This is a genomic window from Alteromonas sp. 4NS20-0143, assembly GCF_057542855.1.
On record NZ_BAAJLR010000012.1, the window covers coordinates 1 to 16,844 of the forward strand.

A 16,844-nucleotide genomic window follows, 5' to 3' on the forward strand; every position below is an offset into this window, starting at 1 on the left:
CGGATAAGCTGACGTTTGTTATCTGCTTACTAAAAGATTCCAATTTGCTCACAGCTGCCAATAAATTTGCAATAAGCTCTTAACGTCTTCGGTATTGTCTGAAGCTGAACTTCGCAAATTAAGATACGCTGCTAAGACTCAGAAGTGGCAGTAATGATCGTAAAGTCGCTGTAGTTGTGATCATTTCATTAAAAATGAAGCAATAATAATTCTGATGTAGCGAGGAAACCACCGATCGGATTCACCGAAATACCTCGATGGTAAACGCACTTCAGGCAATTCTTTTCATTGATAAATCGTCAACCATAGTTTCGGCGCTACCCGTTAAAGCGATTGTGCAGCAATCAGCTTTCTTTGTTGAGTTCACGCGTCTTTTAAATTCACAACATAGCGCCCAACTACTTGTCCGTTAAAAAAACGGTCGAGGTACTCTGGCGTATCGTGTAACGATATTTCTTGATAATAGCTTTCTAAGTTAGGCAGTTTCATGTCGGTCGCTACGCGCTTCCAGATATGTTGCTTGTCTTCAAGTGGAATATAAACCGAATCTACGCCTAATAAAGAAACTCCTCTCGTGATAAATGGGATCACACTCATCGCTATTTCAGGCGATGCAGCAAGGCCGACAGACGCTACTCCACCACTAGGTTTAACCTGCTTGAGTAGACCGGTTAAGTAATCCCCTCCAAGAGTATCAATTGCGTGAGCCCATTTGGGCTTTCCAGCAACCTCGTCTTTCACTTCCAGTACAACATCTCTATGAAGAACTTCACTGGCACCTAATGACTTCAGTTTCTCAGATTGTTCAGGTTTACCTGAAAAGGCAACAACGTCATAGCCAAGGTGAGAGAGAAGGGCAATACTAATGCTGCCAACACCTCCCGTCGCGCCTGTTACACCCACGTGGCCATCACTTGGCTTAGCCCCCATCTTTTCTAACTTTTGAATACACAGTGCCGCTGTTAATCCACCTGTGCCATAAATCATGGCTTCTTTTAGCGTTAACGAATCTGGGCAGGCGACGGCCCATTTAGCTGGGATAGCTATTTTTTGGCCAAGGCCTCCAGGTGTATTCATTCCCAAGTCGTAACCAAATACAAGAACCTTATCACCCACACTGAACGTACCCGACGTATCATTTACTACCACACCTGCCGCATCGATACCGGGCGTGTGTGGAAAGTTTTGGCTAATACGCCTGTTGCCACTGGCTGACATAGCGTCTTTGTAGTTTAAAGACGAATAATGTACATCTATCAGCAATTCATTTTGTGGAAGTTGGCTAATTTCTCGTTCTACGATTTTTTTGCTAAAAGTATTATCGCTGTGCTCTTCAACAAGCAAAGCCTTAAACGTGTTCGCATTACTCATTACTTTTCTCCATAAATACTGTAAAAACCGCCTGCCGGTGCCTTCAACTTATAGTCGCAGAGATACTAAATAAAAGTAGCAGCGCAACTACTTACGTATTTCAATTATTTACAAAGTAGTAATCGTAATGTTCCTAAAGCGCACAATATTACTTTCATCTCTGCTTTCTTTATAAGCTTTACTACCGTGGTGCTGAAATGCAATGACACCCTTGCTGTCTTTTACATCTTTAACATGGGTGGTTAGTATGCCATTAATAAAAATTTTTATGTCGGAGCCCTTGCACACGATTTTGACCTTATTCCATGCCAAGTGACTATAAGCTTCACCTTGTTCTTTGCTCCACTCACCTAAGAAGTTAGTAACAAAGTCTTCGTCAGGATAAGAACGGGTAGGGTGGACTGGGTACAACCATTTTCTGCGACCCTGATCGAAGAATCCTCCTGTCCACTTTCTTTCACTGGGGTCGATATCTACTTGATAGCCGACAATTTGTTTACCTTTGTCGGTTTCAATAATTTGTCCTCGAAAAATAATGCCCGAATTACTGTATTCAGAGGTGTCAGGCATTTTAACTTCTGCTTCAAGGATAAAGTCTTCGTAAACCTTTTGGGTTGAAAAGAACCAGTTTTTTTCGGATATCAGATGTAACTCACCATCAACAAACCTTGCTTCACCGTCATCGTATACGTTGTTGAAGTTAGATAGTGACTCATCTAACAAAGGCTGAGTTGACGAGCATGCGCTCAACATTAAAAGCGCGGTAAATACACTGAGTAATTTGGGGTATTTCATTATGAACTCTCTAGTAAGTGCGTAAATAAACTATTCATGAAACACCAGCCCGCGCCACCTGCCTCTTGCGTAAGCTGTGCCGTCATTCTCTGGTATCTTTCCATTGGTCACTGCTTTCGCTTGAACCGTGATGATGTCGCCCGGTTTCAACGTGAGTGGACCTAGGTCAAAGTAGTTTTCCTGATAATCAATCGTAGTTTCTTGGTTAGTGAAATTACCGATTTCGTTGTCATTCAATAGCACTCTGTAAGACGATTCCCCGTCAATTTCACCGACGGTTACCAATGTCACTTTTTTAAAGGTACGACTGGTTTTGTCCTTCTTTTCCCACATTTTTTTTGGCACTTCAAGTTTGGCAGTAGCCCACACATTCCTGTACTGTGTTTCTCTAGCATCAATACCTAGTGCACTATTTTTTTTGTCGTGATAGAAAGGGACGTCGCCAACTGACTTAAAGGTTTGGTGAGCGTTTAAGATGAGACTATATTCTTCTATGCCAACAAAGGTTTCTTTCAAGGACTGGGCTGAGGCATATCGCCTAGTCTCATTTGGCCCAACGCCTTTTGGCTTATAATCCGCGTGTTGAGTCAGAATAATTTTGTCTAACTCGAACCCATCTTCGCGCATAGATATTGTGACGTTGTGTATTCCACTTTCAGGTATATCTAGCCAAATCGTGTTTGGTTGTCCGCAGTGATTGTCTTTTGCTCTTTGATTAGAAGACCATGTCCATTGATGTTTGCCTTCGCATAGCTGAAGTCTTTGGCTGCTCGAGGGCCATGTGTTATTCAGCCCTACATGTAATCCATTATCTTCGCTTCCCGAGCTGAAGGCCCTCGCCCAAACGAAGTACTTACCCGGAGTGTCAAAATAGACAGGATAAGTTAAAACAGCCATCTTACCGGGTTCGCCGGAAAAGTTGGTGCCATGCACTAAAGGCTCGTTATGGTTTGTTCTCGTATCAGGCAATAGTTCAATATATGCATTGTTACTAGCACCCTCCACATGGATTTTGTCACTATCTGCAAAGCCATGGGTGCTATCGCTTTTTCGATTAAACACAATCCAGCGTCTTGTACTTGCGTTGTGTTGAGAAGAGTAATGCTCTGCTTCTATTACGGCCATTTTGTTTTCTGTGACAATAATGGAGTCGTTCACGCTTGCTAGGCTATTCGGTGTAATAAAGAGCAAGAAACATGAGCAAGCTGAAATGTGCCACTTTCTTATCAATTGGGATGTTATCACTGTGCGCCACCGTGTTTTTCATCAATAATCAGTTGGAATTGATACTGGCCAGCCTTTAGGCCCTTCCACTTTTTAATAGGCTCATTTTTTGCGTTTGTAGCCGCGACAACTGAATAATGCGCGGGTGGAACGAACTCAGCGCTAATATTAAACGGAACGGTCACCGATACATCAAAACCGTCACTCGTCATTGTCCAACTTACATCGATATCTCCGCTAGGCGTAGGTATAGAGCCTTCAGCAAAGCCGAGTTTCGATGTGAGCTGAGGTGAAATTATTGCTTTTTTAAAGCCTGGCAACTGTGGCTTTACCCCAAGAATACCCTCATAAAACCATCTTGAAATAGTGCCGTAAGCGTAATGATTTAACGAATTCATACCCTGTGGGTTAAATCCCTCTTCTAACGAGTATGAATTCCATCGTTCCCAAGTGGTGGTAGCGCCATTATTAATTGAGTAAAACCATGACGGGTAGGTTTCTTTAAACAACAACTCATAGACTAAGTCGGTACGTCCAGCCTCTTGCAGAACATCTGCAAGTAATGGCGTACCGAGAAACCCTGTTCTTAAGTGTGTGTCGGCGCTCTGAAGTAAAGAAATTAGTTTAGTTTGTGCAATGTTCACTTCGCTTTGAGGAAGTAGGTCAAATGCCAGCGCAAGCAGGTAGGCCGTTTGTGTTTCTTTGCCTTTTATTACGTTTAGATCTTCATCAAAAAATTCCGCTCTAAATGCTTTTGCTAGTGTCTTTTGCTTAACTTCATAGCGCTTTGCATCTTCATTGAATCCGAGCTCTAGTGCTGTTTTTCTCGTGAGCGCTACAGAGCGAGCAAAGAATGCTGTGGAAATAAGTGAGAAGTCAGTATCTCCCCGGTTGGCGCCTTTCCCTTCTGCTTCGGGGTAGGGTTGTAACCAATCGCCAAAGGTCATCATGCTTGAGATATTGTTTTTAGCTTGGCTGTCATGATAGTTAATCCAAGACTTCATGGATGGGTAGCTATCTTCTAAAATCTTTTGATCGCCAGTCATCATGTAGAGCTCCCAAGGCAGGATTGTGGCAGCATCCCCCCATCCCGACGACGTCCAGTTTATCCACTTTACAAAGGGCACATAAAGTGGAACAAACCCATCTTCGGTTTGCTCTTCACGCAAACTATTTAAGTAAGCAGACCAGAATCCGTAGACATCAGCCATATACATAGACGGCGCAATAAACGCGTTGGCGTCACCTGTCCAACCCAGTCTTTCGTCGCGCTGTGGGCAGTCTAAAGGAATATCAAAGAAGTTCCCTTTTAGCCCCCAGTTAATATTTTCAAACAGTTTATTTAGCTTAGGGTTGGCGCTTAAAAAGTTATTGTATAAATCAATATCAGAATGTTGAACGTTAGCGACAATCCAATTTTTTACAGGCGCTTTAGTTTCGTCAAAACCCGAAATTTCAACAAAGCGAAACCCGTGAAAAGTAAAAGTAGGAGTGTATTCAGCAATGCCATCTTTAGCAGGAAGGAAATAGTCTGTGGAATGTGCAGAGCGATAGTTATCTGTATAGAAGTCACCTTTGTGTAACGCTTCGGCAAATCGTAGCGTCACTTGTTTACCCTGTTTTACCGGTAACTTGATAGATGGCACGCCGACCATGTTCTGGCCAAAGTCAAAGATGACCGTGTCCTTACTGACTTGTTTAAATGATAGCGGTGTTAATTTGTCCACATTGCGAACCGGCAAATGACGCTTAGGGCGCAAAAGTGTGCCTGGTGTTGATGCATCGGTAATGACTGTCCCCCATTCACTGTCATCATAATCTGGCATCGACCAGCCTTGCATTTCATAAGTTTCGTCGTAACGCTCGCCATCGTAATTACTGGCAAATCGAATTGGGCCAGATTGTGTTGCTTTCCATGAGTCATTCGTCGTAACGAGCCGCGTAGTATTGTCTGAATAGGTGATTTCAAGTTGGGCTAAAAATCGCGGCGGCTTCGAATGGTCGGTTTCCTTCAGATCTGCAATTCTGCCTGAGTACCAACCACCTGCGATAATTGCTCCAAGCGCATTGTCTCTCTTTGTAATCAGCGTGGTTACGTCGTAGGTGAGTGTCTCGATGCGTTTTTCGTAAGGCGTCCATCCTGGGGGCAATGCATCGTTTGCGGTTATATCTTTACCGTTTAGGTAAACCTTAAAAACGCCTTTAGCGGTTACGTATAACCTTGCTTCAAGCACTTCTTTCTCTACAGAGAATTGCGTTCTCAAATATTGCGGTGTCGCCAATGTACTTTGAGAAGGGGAAAGTGAAGATTCTGTATCTTTTGCGCCTATCCACGAGGCTTTCCAGTCAAGGTTCTCGAGTAAACCCATTTCAATGTGAGCCACGTCGCTCCATTGTGATGCTATATTGTTCTCATCCCAAAACCTCACGCGCCAGAATACTTTCTCTCTAGAGGTGATTTTTTTGCCTTTATACTGCACCCAAGACATTGCCGATGATTTTATTTTTTCACTGTCCCATTTATCTGGATTTGTTAATAATCCTTCAGGTGTTGAGGATACCTGTATCTGATAGGCAGATTGTTGGGTCGATTTGCTGTTACTGATAGAGGGCTTCCACGAAAAACGGGGGGAGGCTTCGTAATACCCAAGAGGGTTAACGAACCCTTCACCTACTTTCAGTGAGGTGGGTTTATCGTTTTCAATAACAGAGTGAGAAGAGCAGGAGACTGCAAAGATAACCGTGAGTACGGCAAACCAGAATGTTCTAACAACACACATTTTTCTAATTCCTTTATTTTATTAGTCTGCATCGATAGCTAAGGATGTTGGGGCGCTTTCGATATACCCAGGCCTATGCGCGATGGCTTCTAGGATACCTTGTTTGATCGGAAGTTCTTTTTGATAGATTTGCCAGTGTGGTGATGTCTCATCGTTTTTCATACGATAAGAGATAAAAGCGCCGTTGGTTTCGCTTGTTATTGTAACTTTTCCATTTTGTACTGCTATTTTCGGCGCTTCGGTAGTTGGCTGAGACGTTTTACCGTTCCATAATTTGTCGATAAGCTGACGTTCTTTCATCGATGGTTTATCTCCGATGTCAGCTAACCATAGTTCTAAAGCATCCCCCATTTCTTCTCGCTTAGTTTTGTAGTTTTCAATATACGCAAGGTTAGATAGTTCGTGAGGATCGTTACACACATTAAAAAGTTCATGAGCATCCTTTTCTTTTCGAAACCATTGGCTCTGTGCTTTATTGAGTGCATCATCTTTCTGTAAACGAAGAAGTTCACGCATGCTTGGTATCTTCTCTCTGTAGGCGACAGGGAGATAGTAAGGCTCATTAGGTCGATAGTTTCGAATGTACTTATAACAATTATCTCTTATAGCTCTGATAGTGTCGGTGAAACCGTCAAATCGGTCTGCGGCGGCATAAATGTACTGTCGCTCATTTGATGTATCTAGGAAGGACTGGCCGTGCATATATTCGGGTATGGAAATACCCGCCATAGCTAACGTTGTTGGTGCGAAGTCGACAAATGACACGAGTCGTTCATCGATGGTCCCTGCTTTATACCCCTTGGGAAAGCGAATTATGAGTGGGACTTTCAAGCCGCTATCATAGATGAGTCGTTTTTGCCGAGGCATAGGGCCGCCATGGTCGGAGTAGAAAACAATAATGGTGTTTTCCAATAAGCCATCGTTTTTTAATGCGCTTACTATCGCGCCTATCTGCTTGTCAGTTTCAGCTAGGTTGTTGTAAACCTTCCAAAGGTCATTTTGTACTGTTGGTGTATCGGGTAGATACGGCGGTACGGGGAATCTCGTTGCCTTATCTATGTGGATAGGGGTATTTTCTTTATTCGTTTTGATTCTGTGATCATTAGGCAGAAGTGCAATTTTTTTTTCGTCGCTGGAAAAGTAGTGGCGCTGTTCTAACTTTCTAATGCCGTATGGTTCAAATAGGCCAGACTCATGTGTGGTAGTGAAATTGAAAATGGAAAAAAAAGGTTTATTACTCGGTTTGTTGCGCCAATGAGCGAAAATCCCATTTTCGTCCCAAGCCGTTCTTGGTGCTTTAAATTGGTAGTCTGTTTTATAATTATTAGTTGTGTAATATCCCGCTTCCCGCATCAACTGACTTAACATCTTCGTATTTACAGGGGGCACAGCCTCGTACTTAGGAAGTCCGGTTTCAGCGGTATTAGAAGACGTTCTCATGTTATTTGCACCAAAGCTGTTGGGGTAAAGCCCAGTTGCTAGTGCTGCTCTGCTCGGTGCACATACGCCAGATGTAGAAAAGGCATTATTATAGACAACACCCTCACTGGCTAGTTGTGAGATGTTCGGTGTACTAATGGTATTGTCACCGTACATAGGCAGTAGGGGACTCATATCTTCAATAACAAGCCACAAGATATTAGGCTGCTCAGTATTTGCCGTAACTGAATGGCTTACTATAAGCAACACAATCGCAACGACCTTGGTCAGTTTCAACTTCATGTTGTGCATTGTCGTTCCACCTTTTTACTAATTTTGCTCGAGCAAAGCCTGCGTAAGTATTACTGAAAAACACTTGCGACATCTTATTTTCAGCGTTCCGATGTTAACATTGTTTTAATCATAAATGTAAACAATAAGTCAAATCCAATCTTTATTGTGCCCGTTAGGAATATTCTTGGTTTACAAATAGCGATTACACACATTATTTATTAAATGAAATTGATGCTGTTAAACGCGTTTGAAGCCCTGTTTATGATATGTTTTTTATTCTATCTTATTGCTTTTCAATGACTTTAAAGATGGTAGGGGAATATTTTAGTTTTGCCGGTCACATCTTTTATTTTGTGAGTGAAAAAGATTGTAAATGACCGTTAATTTGTTTAGAGTTATTGAAAATATTAACGACATATTAACGTTTTGGAGTTGTTCAGTGATGCGATTGAAGTCATTGCTACTACGAGCCATTCTCGGCGGGCTCGCTATGTCCTCAGGGGGAGTGGCTGCGCAAACTTTCGATAAAACGGGCTGTTTCGAGGTTGAGGCGATTGATCGAGTTTGGTCAGGGCATCGAGTTGCGTTTGATTATGTTGGTAAAGGCGATCAGCAAATAGTGGCCTATTATGATGCTAGTAGGCAGATGAGTGTCGCTTACAAACCCTATCCAACCGGAAATTGGATTTATCAAAAGTTAGACAGCTACCTGGGGTGGGATAGCCATAATAGTGTAGTGATAGGTCTCGACGAAGAGGGATATATCCACATCGTTGGTAATTTGCACGTTAATCCGATTGTCTATTTCAAAAGCGAAAAGCCATACGATGTCAGAAGCTTAAAGCGCGTCGACTTCATGGCGGATGAAAAAACGGAAAGTCGTATGACTTATCCGGAATTCTTTAATGACGCTGAAGGAAAGTTATACTTTAAGTATAGAAATGGAAGAAGCGGAAGTGGCAATGAAATCTATAACGCCTTTAATGCCCAGTCTGAAACATGGCAAAGGCTACATGACACTCCTTTAGTAGATGGGGAAGGAGAGCGAAATGGCTATTTTTGGGGGCCAGTGCTTGGACCAGATGGATATTTTCATCTTTCATGGGTTTGGAGAGAGACACCCGTAGCAGCCTCTAATCACGATATCTCCTACGCGAAAAGCAAAGATCTCGTGAGTTGGCTGAATTCTGATGGGACTCCAGTGTCACTCCCCATGAAACTTAACAATAGCGAAGTCGCGGTGCCATTACCGCAGTTTTCTGGCATTCTCAATGGTCACACGCCCATCGGCTTCGATAGTAAATCTCGCCCTTTAATTTCATATCAAGCTTATGATGAAAATGGTAACAGCCAACTCTTCGTTGCGCGAAATAACAAAGGAAAATGGAAGAGTTATCAGGTGTCTGACTGGGAAGACTCTCGCCAAGAACTTAATTTAACGGGTGCGCTTCCAACCACTTTAACAGTTAAAAAACCAGCTGTACTTCTTGAAAATGGAGACGTTGAAGTGTACGCCGATTTAAATGGCACCTCCTATGCTTATACCCTTGAAGCAGAGTCACTAAAGGTAAAGTTAGAATCTACCGGACAACAGATTCCAAAAGAACTACTCGCATTCGATACCGCTAATAATATGCCCTTATACACGCGGGCAATGAAACAAATGAACGATAATGAAGATTTCCCAAGCGCTGGAAAACGATTCTACCTTGCATGGGAGGCGCTGCCGCCTAATCGTGATAAAGGTAGAGCTTTCATCCCCCAGCCAACAACATTAACCGCACATTGCCTAAAGTAATTCGCAGACATCAACGTAATCGGTTTAATTTTAAAATTTTATTAGGAAATACCATGAACAAATTTCGGTTTAGTCTCATAAGCGTAATTGGTGCTTTATTCACATCGCTTTCTTCTAGTGTAGTAGCACAAGACAAGCCAAACATAATCTTCATTCTTACTGATGATTTAGGCTTTAATCAGGTCGGAGCCTATGGCAATACCCCAATTAAAACGCCTAATCTCGATGAGCTAGCGTCAAATGGCATTCGCTTCGATCAAGCTTACGCAGGGAATACCGTGTGTTCACCTTCTCGGGTGTCTCTTTTCACTGGAAGAGATGGTCGCATAATGACAAACAACTCCAATACTGTGCAATTAACAGAAATGGATATAACCCTTGCGCATGTTTTAAAACATGGCGGTTACGATACAGCGCTTTTTGGCAAGTATTCTATTGGTTCACAGATGGGGGTGACCGACCCCTTAGCGATGGGTTTTGATACTTGGTACGGCATGTACTCAATTTTGGAAGGGCATCGTCAATATCCTCAAATATTGTGGAAAGACGGGCAAAAGATCCGCATTCGTGAAAATGAAGGCGGTAAAAAGGGTGCTTATGCTCAGGAGTTATTTACTAATCAAGCTATTGACTACATTAAGCAGCCGCGAGAAAACCCTTTCTTTATGATGCTTGCCTATTCTTCACCGCATGCAGAGTTAGGTGTCCCAGAAAAGTTTAGCGAGCAGTACACATTTACAGAAACGCCATATACAGGCATGAAAGGTGGTAATCCAGCTGACAAATACGCGGCTTACTACCCAGAGCCTGTTGACAAGCCTAATGCGACATTAGCGGGCATGGTATCAGCACTTGACCACTACATTGGTCAAATCGTTGAACAGTTAGACGAAATGGGTGAGCTAGATAATACGCTAATCTTCTTTACGTCTGACAATGGCCCGCATGATGAAGGTGGCGCTGATCCTCAATACTTAAAAGCATCAGAACCCTATCGTGGAATGAAGCGAGATTTGTATGATGGTGGAATACACGTCCCCATGATTGTCCATTGGCCAGAGCGCATTAAAGCTGGCCGCACTGATGACACGCCTTGGCTGTTTGCCGATGTAATGCCTACGGTTGCGGAGCTAGCAGAAGTAAATTTGAACATGGTGCCTAGAGTCAAAACTAACGGTAAGTCTATTGTGGGATTGTTGAAAACCGAACCTAATGAGATGGAAGAACGCATTCTGTATTGGGAGTTTTCGAAGCAGGTAGGCGATCCTAACTCTGGCATTATCGGTGATACTTATCAAGCAGCACGCAAAGGGGAATGGAAAGCGGTTCGCTATGGTTTCGATGCACCATTGGAACTATTTAACATTGAAGACGATCCTGCTGAGTTACGTAATCTTTCGAAGAAAAATCCAGGTGTCGCTAGTGAATTTTTAGCGCTGTTTGAAGAAAACAAAGATTAGTGTAAAGCGATGATTAGGAATGACACGATGTTAAAAGGTCAATTTGTACTTAAAAAAACGCAGATAGCACTCAGTGCAGCATTGATGGGCAGTGTATTGTTAACGGGTTGTGTTACTCAAAAGAGTAATACGGAATCTAATGGCCCTAAAGACACGCAGGTCTCATATGTTGAGTATTTTGCTGATAACGCAGTGGGTAACCCCCTAGCGATCGTGCAGCACCCGGCGGCTATACATAAAAATGGAATAACTTACGTATCATATCAAGGCCCAAAAGAAGATCCATTTGTTGCTACCTACAATCACAGTACCAAAGAATGGTCAGGCCCTTTTAAAGCCGGGACTAGCGAGTTAGGCCGTCGTGATGGGGGCAAAAAGTTCGATAACCACGGTAAACCAACCATGCTTATTGATGACGAAGGCTATGTGCATATATTTTACGGGGGCCATGGTGGCCACTCATCCAATGGCAAAAATCCTCTTGGGAATACACACTTTGGCGCGAACAAACACGCGGTTTCTAAAAAACCTTACGACATTACTCAATGGGAAGACTTAGATAACATCACACCGTTTGGGACCTATAACCAAGTCGTTAAAATGGATAATGGTGACATTTATCTATTTTTCCGCCATGGCGCTCACCGCAGCGATTGGGTTTATCAAAAGTCCGTGGATAACGGTCGTACTTTTTCCTCTCCAGTCTCATTTCTTAAGCATAAAAGAAGGACTGACATAGAAGCGGTTGATAGTTGGTACGCGTGGGTCGGAAAAGGTGAGGGCGATAATCTTATTGTGTCATATGACTACCACGTATGCTGGGACGGTGGTGCCGGGATCAATGGACGCGGACATACAACAGAGCGCCACGACGTCTACTTCATGAACTTCAATACCAAAACTAATCAGTGGAGCAATGTAGAAGGTGAGCCCCTAGCCTTACCGGTTACTAAAGAAGTTGCTGATGATAAAACGTTAGCAATGAAGACCGGCGCACTTTGGACGTTTAACGGCACCTCACACCTTGATAATGAAGGTCATCCACATATAGCAATTAACGCTGGTGTCGATAGGGGGGCGAAAACAGGTGGTCCCAAGCAAACAAGGCATGTGTGGTGGGATGGTAAGCAGTGGTTGGGGGGGAATAACATTATCGAAGGGTATCAAGGCGTGTCTCGTGGCGACTTTAGGGTGACAGATCCCAGCGATATTCGCTATTTAGTCACCTATGAAAAAGAGGGTGATGCCGTTTTGTCTTGGTGGGATAGCGACGAAGATGGGAATGCATTTTCAGAGGGTTCCACCGTACTTAGAAAAAACAATGCAACTTTCGCTATTTCGGCGCTTATCGAGAATGCTCATCCTGAAGCACAGATGCTGGTGGCTGAAAAAGAGAGTGATGAAAATATAAAAATTTATTTGGTGGGTGAAGATGGCCCGGTACCAAGAGCGCTGAACAATCTTTAATCATTAAAAAATTCGGCTATGTAAATCATTATTCATATTTCTTTATCAGGAAATATGCACCTAGCCGCAATAATTAGTTGAGAACGAATATATGAATCACACAAAACTGAAATTATCCGCTGTAGCGTTGACATTGGCGTTAGGGTTAAGTGCATGCTCTGGTGAGTCACCTGAAAAACAAGTGCAGAGTGCTGAATCTGAGCGAATGAAAGCGGTAGATGTAGACAAGAGTATGTCGATGCAAAGCATTGAATCTACGGCAAAGCGAATTGGTGAAAGTGCTGCGAATTGGCAAATAGCGCAATTTGGTAACTTGGATTATATTCCTGAGTCTCATCGTGCAAAGTCAGAAAATGCGAAGTTTTGGATCCAAGCTTCATTCTATATTGGTTTAACACGGTGGATTGACGCTACAGACGACAAACAGTTAGAGAGCTTCGTCAAACAAGTTGCAGAAAAAGAAAACTATGAACTTATTCTTGAGCGACCATATCATGCAGATGATCATGCTATTGCTCAGACTTATCTTTGGTTAGCGGAACGTGCTGGTGTTCAAGAGGCCTACATGCCTACTAAAGAAGTATTCGATATGATCTTAAGTAAGCCTCCTCAGGTTGGGTTGAACATGGGAGATTCTGAATCGAGCTCTGGCAAATATCACTTAGAAGGGAACTGTCAACTCCGATGGTGTTGGGCTGATGCTCTGTTTATGGCTCCTCGTGCTTGGGCACAAATGACCAAGGTTACTGGCGACCCTAAATACCTTGAATATGGAAACAAAGAATTCTGGGCTGCCGCTGATTATCTATTCTCTGATGAGTATGGCTTGTTCTTCAGAGACAGTCGATACTTCGATGCAAAAAGTGATAACGGTGAGCCAGTTTTTTGGGGACGTGGAAACGGTTGGGTTTTCGCTGCTATTCCTATGATCATAGAAGAACTACCTGAGGGGCATCCTTTTAAAGACCGCTACATCGAGCTTTATAAAAAGCACGCTGAAGGGCTTATGGCGCTTCAAAAAGAAGACGGCTATTGGCCTGCGTCATTGATGGACCCTGATAAAGTGAGAACACCTGAAGTAAGTGGTACCGGTTTTATTACCTTCGGCTTAGCGTGGGGTGTAAACAATGGGATTCTCACCGACCAGCGTTCAAAAGATGTTGTTGAAAAAGGCTGGAGTGCCATTACAAAAGCGGTGACTGACGATGGGCGGGTGAATTGGGTTCAACATGTAGGAAAGAGTCCCGACCCCGTAAAAGAATCTGATTCGCAGCTATATGGAACAGGTGCGGTGCTATTGGCGGCCTCTGAAATGCTAATTTGGAATAAGTAAAACGGTTTTACTGCTGCCTCTAGTCTAGACGTTTTAGCTAGGGGCTTTTTTTTGCAGCATTTCTTTACTACAAGGAATTTGTCATGCGTTCTTTTCTATACGGTCTTACCTTCGTTGTTTTGATGCTTACTGGTTGCAACGTCACTTCTCAATCAGCTACTTCCCGCGCAACTGCCTCTTATCCCACTAATTTATCAGTAGAAGGGTTGAATGAGCCATTAAACATACACGCTGCTTCTCCGTCACTCTCTTGGCATTCAAATGTTGATGAGCAAACACATTATCAGATAGCAGTGGCAAGTTCTGTCTCCCTGTTGCAAAACGTGGCGCCTGATTTATGGGACAGTGGAAAAGTTCCAACTTCACGTTCACTTAACATAATGTACGATGGAGAAAAGCTTAACAGTAGGCAAAAGGTATTTTGGAGAGTAAGAGTATGGTCTGCGCAAGACCCTGACGTTTCTGCGTGGAGCGAGATTGCTGCATGGGAGATGGGTCTTACCGACAACGCTGATTGGTCTGCAAAGTGGATAAAAGCGAGTCAACGTGCGACTGCAGAAGTGACTCCACAGGTTGAACAATGGGTACAATATGCAGCTAGCGCGCAAAATAAAGAGAAAAAACGTTCAGACTATATTGTAGAACAATTAAGAAAGCAGCCAACCGCAGGTTTATATCGCCATGAGTTTGGCATTAGAAAAAAGGTTGTGAGTGCTCGCCTTCATAGCACAGCTGCTGGCTACTACGAAATGTATATTAATGGCGAGAGTGTTGACTCCCGAATCATGGATCCAGGGCAGACTGACTACGAAGAGCGTATTTTATATAATACAGATGCCGTTGAGAGTCTATTGAAGCAAGGAAATAATGTTATTTCAGCGCATCTAGGTAGCGGGTGGTACAACGAAGAAATAGCCTTTTCATCGCCAACAAAAAACCTCACTTACGGCGAGCCAAAATTTATCGCTCAATTGGAAATCAACTTTGACGACGGCTCATCTCAGTTCATCTCAACGAATGAAAAATGGAAATATCATCCATCGCCCGTCTTAAAAGAAGGCCTATTTTCAGGGGAGCTGCATGACCAACGAAGACATGTTAATAAATGGCAAACAGCAAGCGATGCTGTTCTATCCTCTGACTGGCAAGACGTTGAAGTGTTATCCGTTTGGCCAACAAAAAATCTTGAGCCTCAATTAATACCGCCGGTCAGGCTTAAAGATAAACTGCAGCCGGTTCGTATACTGTCCCCAAAACCGAATGTGTGGGTGTTCGATTTCGGTCAGAACTTTACAGGCGTACCCGAGCTTAATATTGAAAAGTTAAATCTTAATTCCGGCCAGGGGGTTTACTTGCGATACGCCGAGTGGATTGATTCAGAGGGAAATATCAGCCAAAAAAGCGGAGGTGCTGCACCTAAGTTAAAGCAGGCTGATGGTTATATTGCAGCAAAGAAAAACCCTCATTTGTGGCGCCCAACATTTACATGGCATGGATTTAGATACGTAGAAATAACAGGTCTCAATAAACCGCCATCTTTAGAGTCAATAAGCGCTTACTTAGTACGAAGTGATATCCCAGTTAGCGGGCAGTTTTCAAGTTCAGACGAATTAATTAATAAAGTACATAAAATGGCACTGTGGGGCTATCAAAGTAACCTGATTAGTGTGCCATTCGACTGCCCTATAAGAGAGCGAGCTGGCTGGACAGGTGATGCTCACGCCGCACTTATTACCGGAAACTACAACTTTAATATGGACAATTTTTGGGATAAGTATCTTGGTGACTTTAGAACTTCGCCTTTCATTGCCCCTACGGTTGTTCCTGGTAGGCGAGCCCACGGAGGCAAGTTTGACTGGGCTGTTGCAGAAGTCATCATCGCGTGGGAACACTATCGCCACCATGGAGACAGGTCTCTTCTTTTGAAACAATATGAGAGTTTAGAAGAGTATATGACTGCCGGCATTAAAGAGCTGGATAACAACATGATTAGATCTGGCTACGGAGACTGGTGCGATCCAGTCGTTAAGCCAGGAATGTCTCGCGTTGGTGGTCGCTGTAATCCACAGCACACTAGTCATATTATCACTAGTTCTGCATTGTTCGCCCATTCCGCAGATCTCATGTCTAAAATATCTGAAGCTCTTTCAATGGATGAAAATACCAAACGCTATGGTGAACTATTCGAACGTTTAAAAGAACAGTTTCATTCCGAAATGTTTAACGACACATCAGGACACTATGGGAGTCAAACTGCGGATGCGATGGCCCTGGAATTTAAATTGGTACCCAATGAATTACGTCAATCGGTCGCGGATAAATTAAATGATGATGTTGTTAATAAGTGGTCTGGTCACGCCTCTGTCGGCGCTTTAGGTCAAACATACCTTTACCGAGCGTTGAGCGACCATGGATACGTTGATACGGCCTTCAATATATTCAAAGCAGAGGGCTACCCTGGCTACTCCTATTTAATTAATGAATTGCACGCCACTACGTTGTGGGAAAGAAAGGGCGGTTTTGTTAATAAAGAAGTACTTACGCTAGATGATGCGCCCGGACGTTCTCTAAATCATCCTTTCCATGCGGGATACGATGGGTGGTTTTTCGAAGGCTTAGGTGGTATTCGACCATTGAGTGACAGTGTTGGATTTCAACACTTTATGCTCAAGCCTGTTTTTCCATCAAATTTGGAATCCATTGATACCAGCTATACCACCGGCTATGGCGAAATTAAAAGTAAATGGCAGCGACGGGATAAAAGCGTTGTCTGGGATTTCGTTATCCCCAAAAATACAAAGGCAACGGTGTACCTTCCAGGCGGTGCTCCAAAAATCTATAAACCAGGCAACTATTCACTAGTGGTTAAGTAGTGTTATTTAGACTTCACGGTTAACAACAAC

Annotated in this window: 10 protein-coding genes; 5 read left to right on the plus strand and 5 right to left on the minus strand. The window is 43.2% G+C overall.

Translation table 11 applies throughout. The annotated features are described in order from the left end of the window. Positions 1–363 precede the first annotated feature (363 nt). From AC27HD_RS17455 to AC27HD_RS17475, 5 genes are all read right to left on the minus strand, one after another. Entirely contained in the window at positions 364–1,371 is a 1,008-nt protein-coding gene (locus tag AC27HD_RS17455) for a YhdH/YhfP family quinone oxidoreductase (protein ID WP_032096155.1), read from the minus strand. 108 nt (positions 1,372–1,479) lie between these two features. Beyond that, complete coding sequence (locus tag AC27HD_RS17460; RefSeq protein ID WP_032096154.1) at positions 1,480–2,166, minus strand: 3-keto-disaccharide hydrolase; 687 nt, start codon at positions 2,164–2,166, stop codon at positions 1,480–1,482. Positions 2,167–2,196: 30 nt separating this feature from the next. Continuing rightward, on the minus strand, positions 2,197–3,291 hold the full coding sequence (locus AC27HD_RS17465; protein WP_052010179.1) for a hypothetical protein: 1,095 nt from the start codon (positions 3,289–3,291) through the stop codon (positions 2,197–2,199). A gap of 116 nt (positions 3,292–3,407) precedes the next feature. Beyond that, positions 3,408–6,170 (minus strand): alpha-L-rhamnosidase, encoded by a 2,763-nt coding sequence (locus AC27HD_RS17470; RefSeq protein WP_032096153.1) that lies wholly within the window; start codon positions 6,168–6,170, stop codon positions 3,408–3,410. Positions 6,171–6,191: 21 nt separating this feature from the next. Beyond that, positions 6,192–7,901 (minus strand): sulfatase family protein, encoded by a 1,710-nt coding sequence (locus AC27HD_RS17475; protein ID WP_032096152.1) that lies wholly within the window; start codon positions 7,899–7,901, stop codon positions 6,192–6,194. A 355-nt stretch (positions 7,902–8,256) separates the two neighbouring features. On the opposite strand from AC27HD_RS17475, the gene AC27HD_RS17480 reads away from it, so the two are divergent. From AC27HD_RS17480 to AC27HD_RS17500, 5 genes are all read left to right on the plus strand, one after another. Further along, positions 8,257–9,681 carry a BNR repeat-containing protein gene (locus tag AC27HD_RS17480; RefSeq protein WP_235207759.1) on the plus strand — a complete coding sequence of 475 codons (1,425 nt, stop codon included), beginning with the start codon at positions 8,257–8,259 and terminating at the stop codon, positions 9,679–9,681. 53 nt (positions 9,682–9,734) lie between these two features. Beyond that, positions 9,735–11,141, plus strand: coding sequence for a sulfatase-like hydrolase/transferase (locus tag AC27HD_RS17485; protein WP_032096151.1), 1,407 nt, complete (start codon positions 9,735–9,737; stop codon positions 11,139–11,141). A 27-nt stretch (positions 11,142–11,168) separates the two neighbouring features. Next, positions 11,169–12,608 carry a BNR-4 repeat-containing protein gene (locus AC27HD_RS17490; RefSeq protein ID WP_487107427.1) on the plus strand — a complete coding sequence of 480 codons (1,440 nt, stop codon included), beginning with the start codon at positions 11,169–11,171 and terminating at the stop codon, positions 12,606–12,608. Positions 12,609–12,699: 91 nt separating this feature from the next. Continuing rightward, positions 12,700–13,941, plus strand: a complete 1,242-nt coding sequence (locus AC27HD_RS17495) for a glycoside hydrolase family 88/105 protein (RefSeq protein WP_487107429.1) — start codon at positions 12,700–12,702, stop codon at positions 13,939–13,941. A gap of 83 nt (positions 13,942–14,024) precedes the next feature. Continuing rightward, entirely contained in the window at positions 14,025–16,814 is a 2,790-nt protein-coding gene (locus tag AC27HD_RS17500; protein WP_487107431.1) for a family 78 glycoside hydrolase catalytic domain, read from the plus strand. The last annotated feature ends 30 nt before the right edge of the window (positions 16,815–16,844 follow it).

What these genes read in the sequence shown, in the direction of transcription:
- AC27HD_RS17470 (WP_032096153.1), bottom strand. Translation starts at nt 6,170, where the DNA reads ATGTGTGTTGTTAGAACATTCTGGTTTGCCGTACTCACGGTTATCTTT.
- AC27HD_RS17455 (WP_032096155.1), bottom strand. Translation starts at nt 1,371, where the DNA reads ATGAGTAATGCGAACACGTTTAAGGCTTTGCTTGTTGAAGAGCACAGC.
- AC27HD_RS17500 (WP_487107431.1), top strand. Translation starts at nt 14,025, where the DNA reads ATGCGTTCTTTTCTATACGGTCTTACCTTCGTTGTTTTGATGCTTACT.
- AC27HD_RS17475 (WP_032096152.1), bottom strand. Translation starts at nt 7,901, where the DNA reads ATGCACAACATGAAGTTGAAACTGACCAAGGTCGTTGCGATTGTGTTG.
- AC27HD_RS17490 (WP_487107427.1), top strand. Translation starts at nt 11,169, where the DNA reads ATGTTAAAAGGTCAATTTGTACTTAAAAAAACGCAGATAGCACTCAGT.
- AC27HD_RS17465 (WP_052010179.1), bottom strand. Translation starts at nt 3,291, where the DNA reads ATGGCCGTAATAGAAGCAGAGCATTACTCTTCTCAACACAACGCAAGT.
- AC27HD_RS17485 (WP_032096151.1), top strand. Translation starts at nt 9,735, where the DNA reads ATGAACAAATTTCGGTTTAGTCTCATAAGCGTAATTGGTGCTTTATTC.
- AC27HD_RS17480 (WP_235207759.1), top strand. Translation starts at nt 8,257, where the DNA reads ATGACCGTTAATTTGTTTAGAGTTATTGAAAATATTAACGACATATTA.
- AC27HD_RS17460 (WP_032096154.1), bottom strand. Translation starts at nt 2,166, where the DNA reads ATGAAATACCCCAAATTACTCAGTGTATTTACCGCGCTTTTAATGTTG.
- AC27HD_RS17495 (WP_487107429.1), top strand. Translation starts at nt 12,700, where the DNA reads ATGAATCACACAAAACTGAAATTATCCGCTGTAGCGTTGACATTGGCG.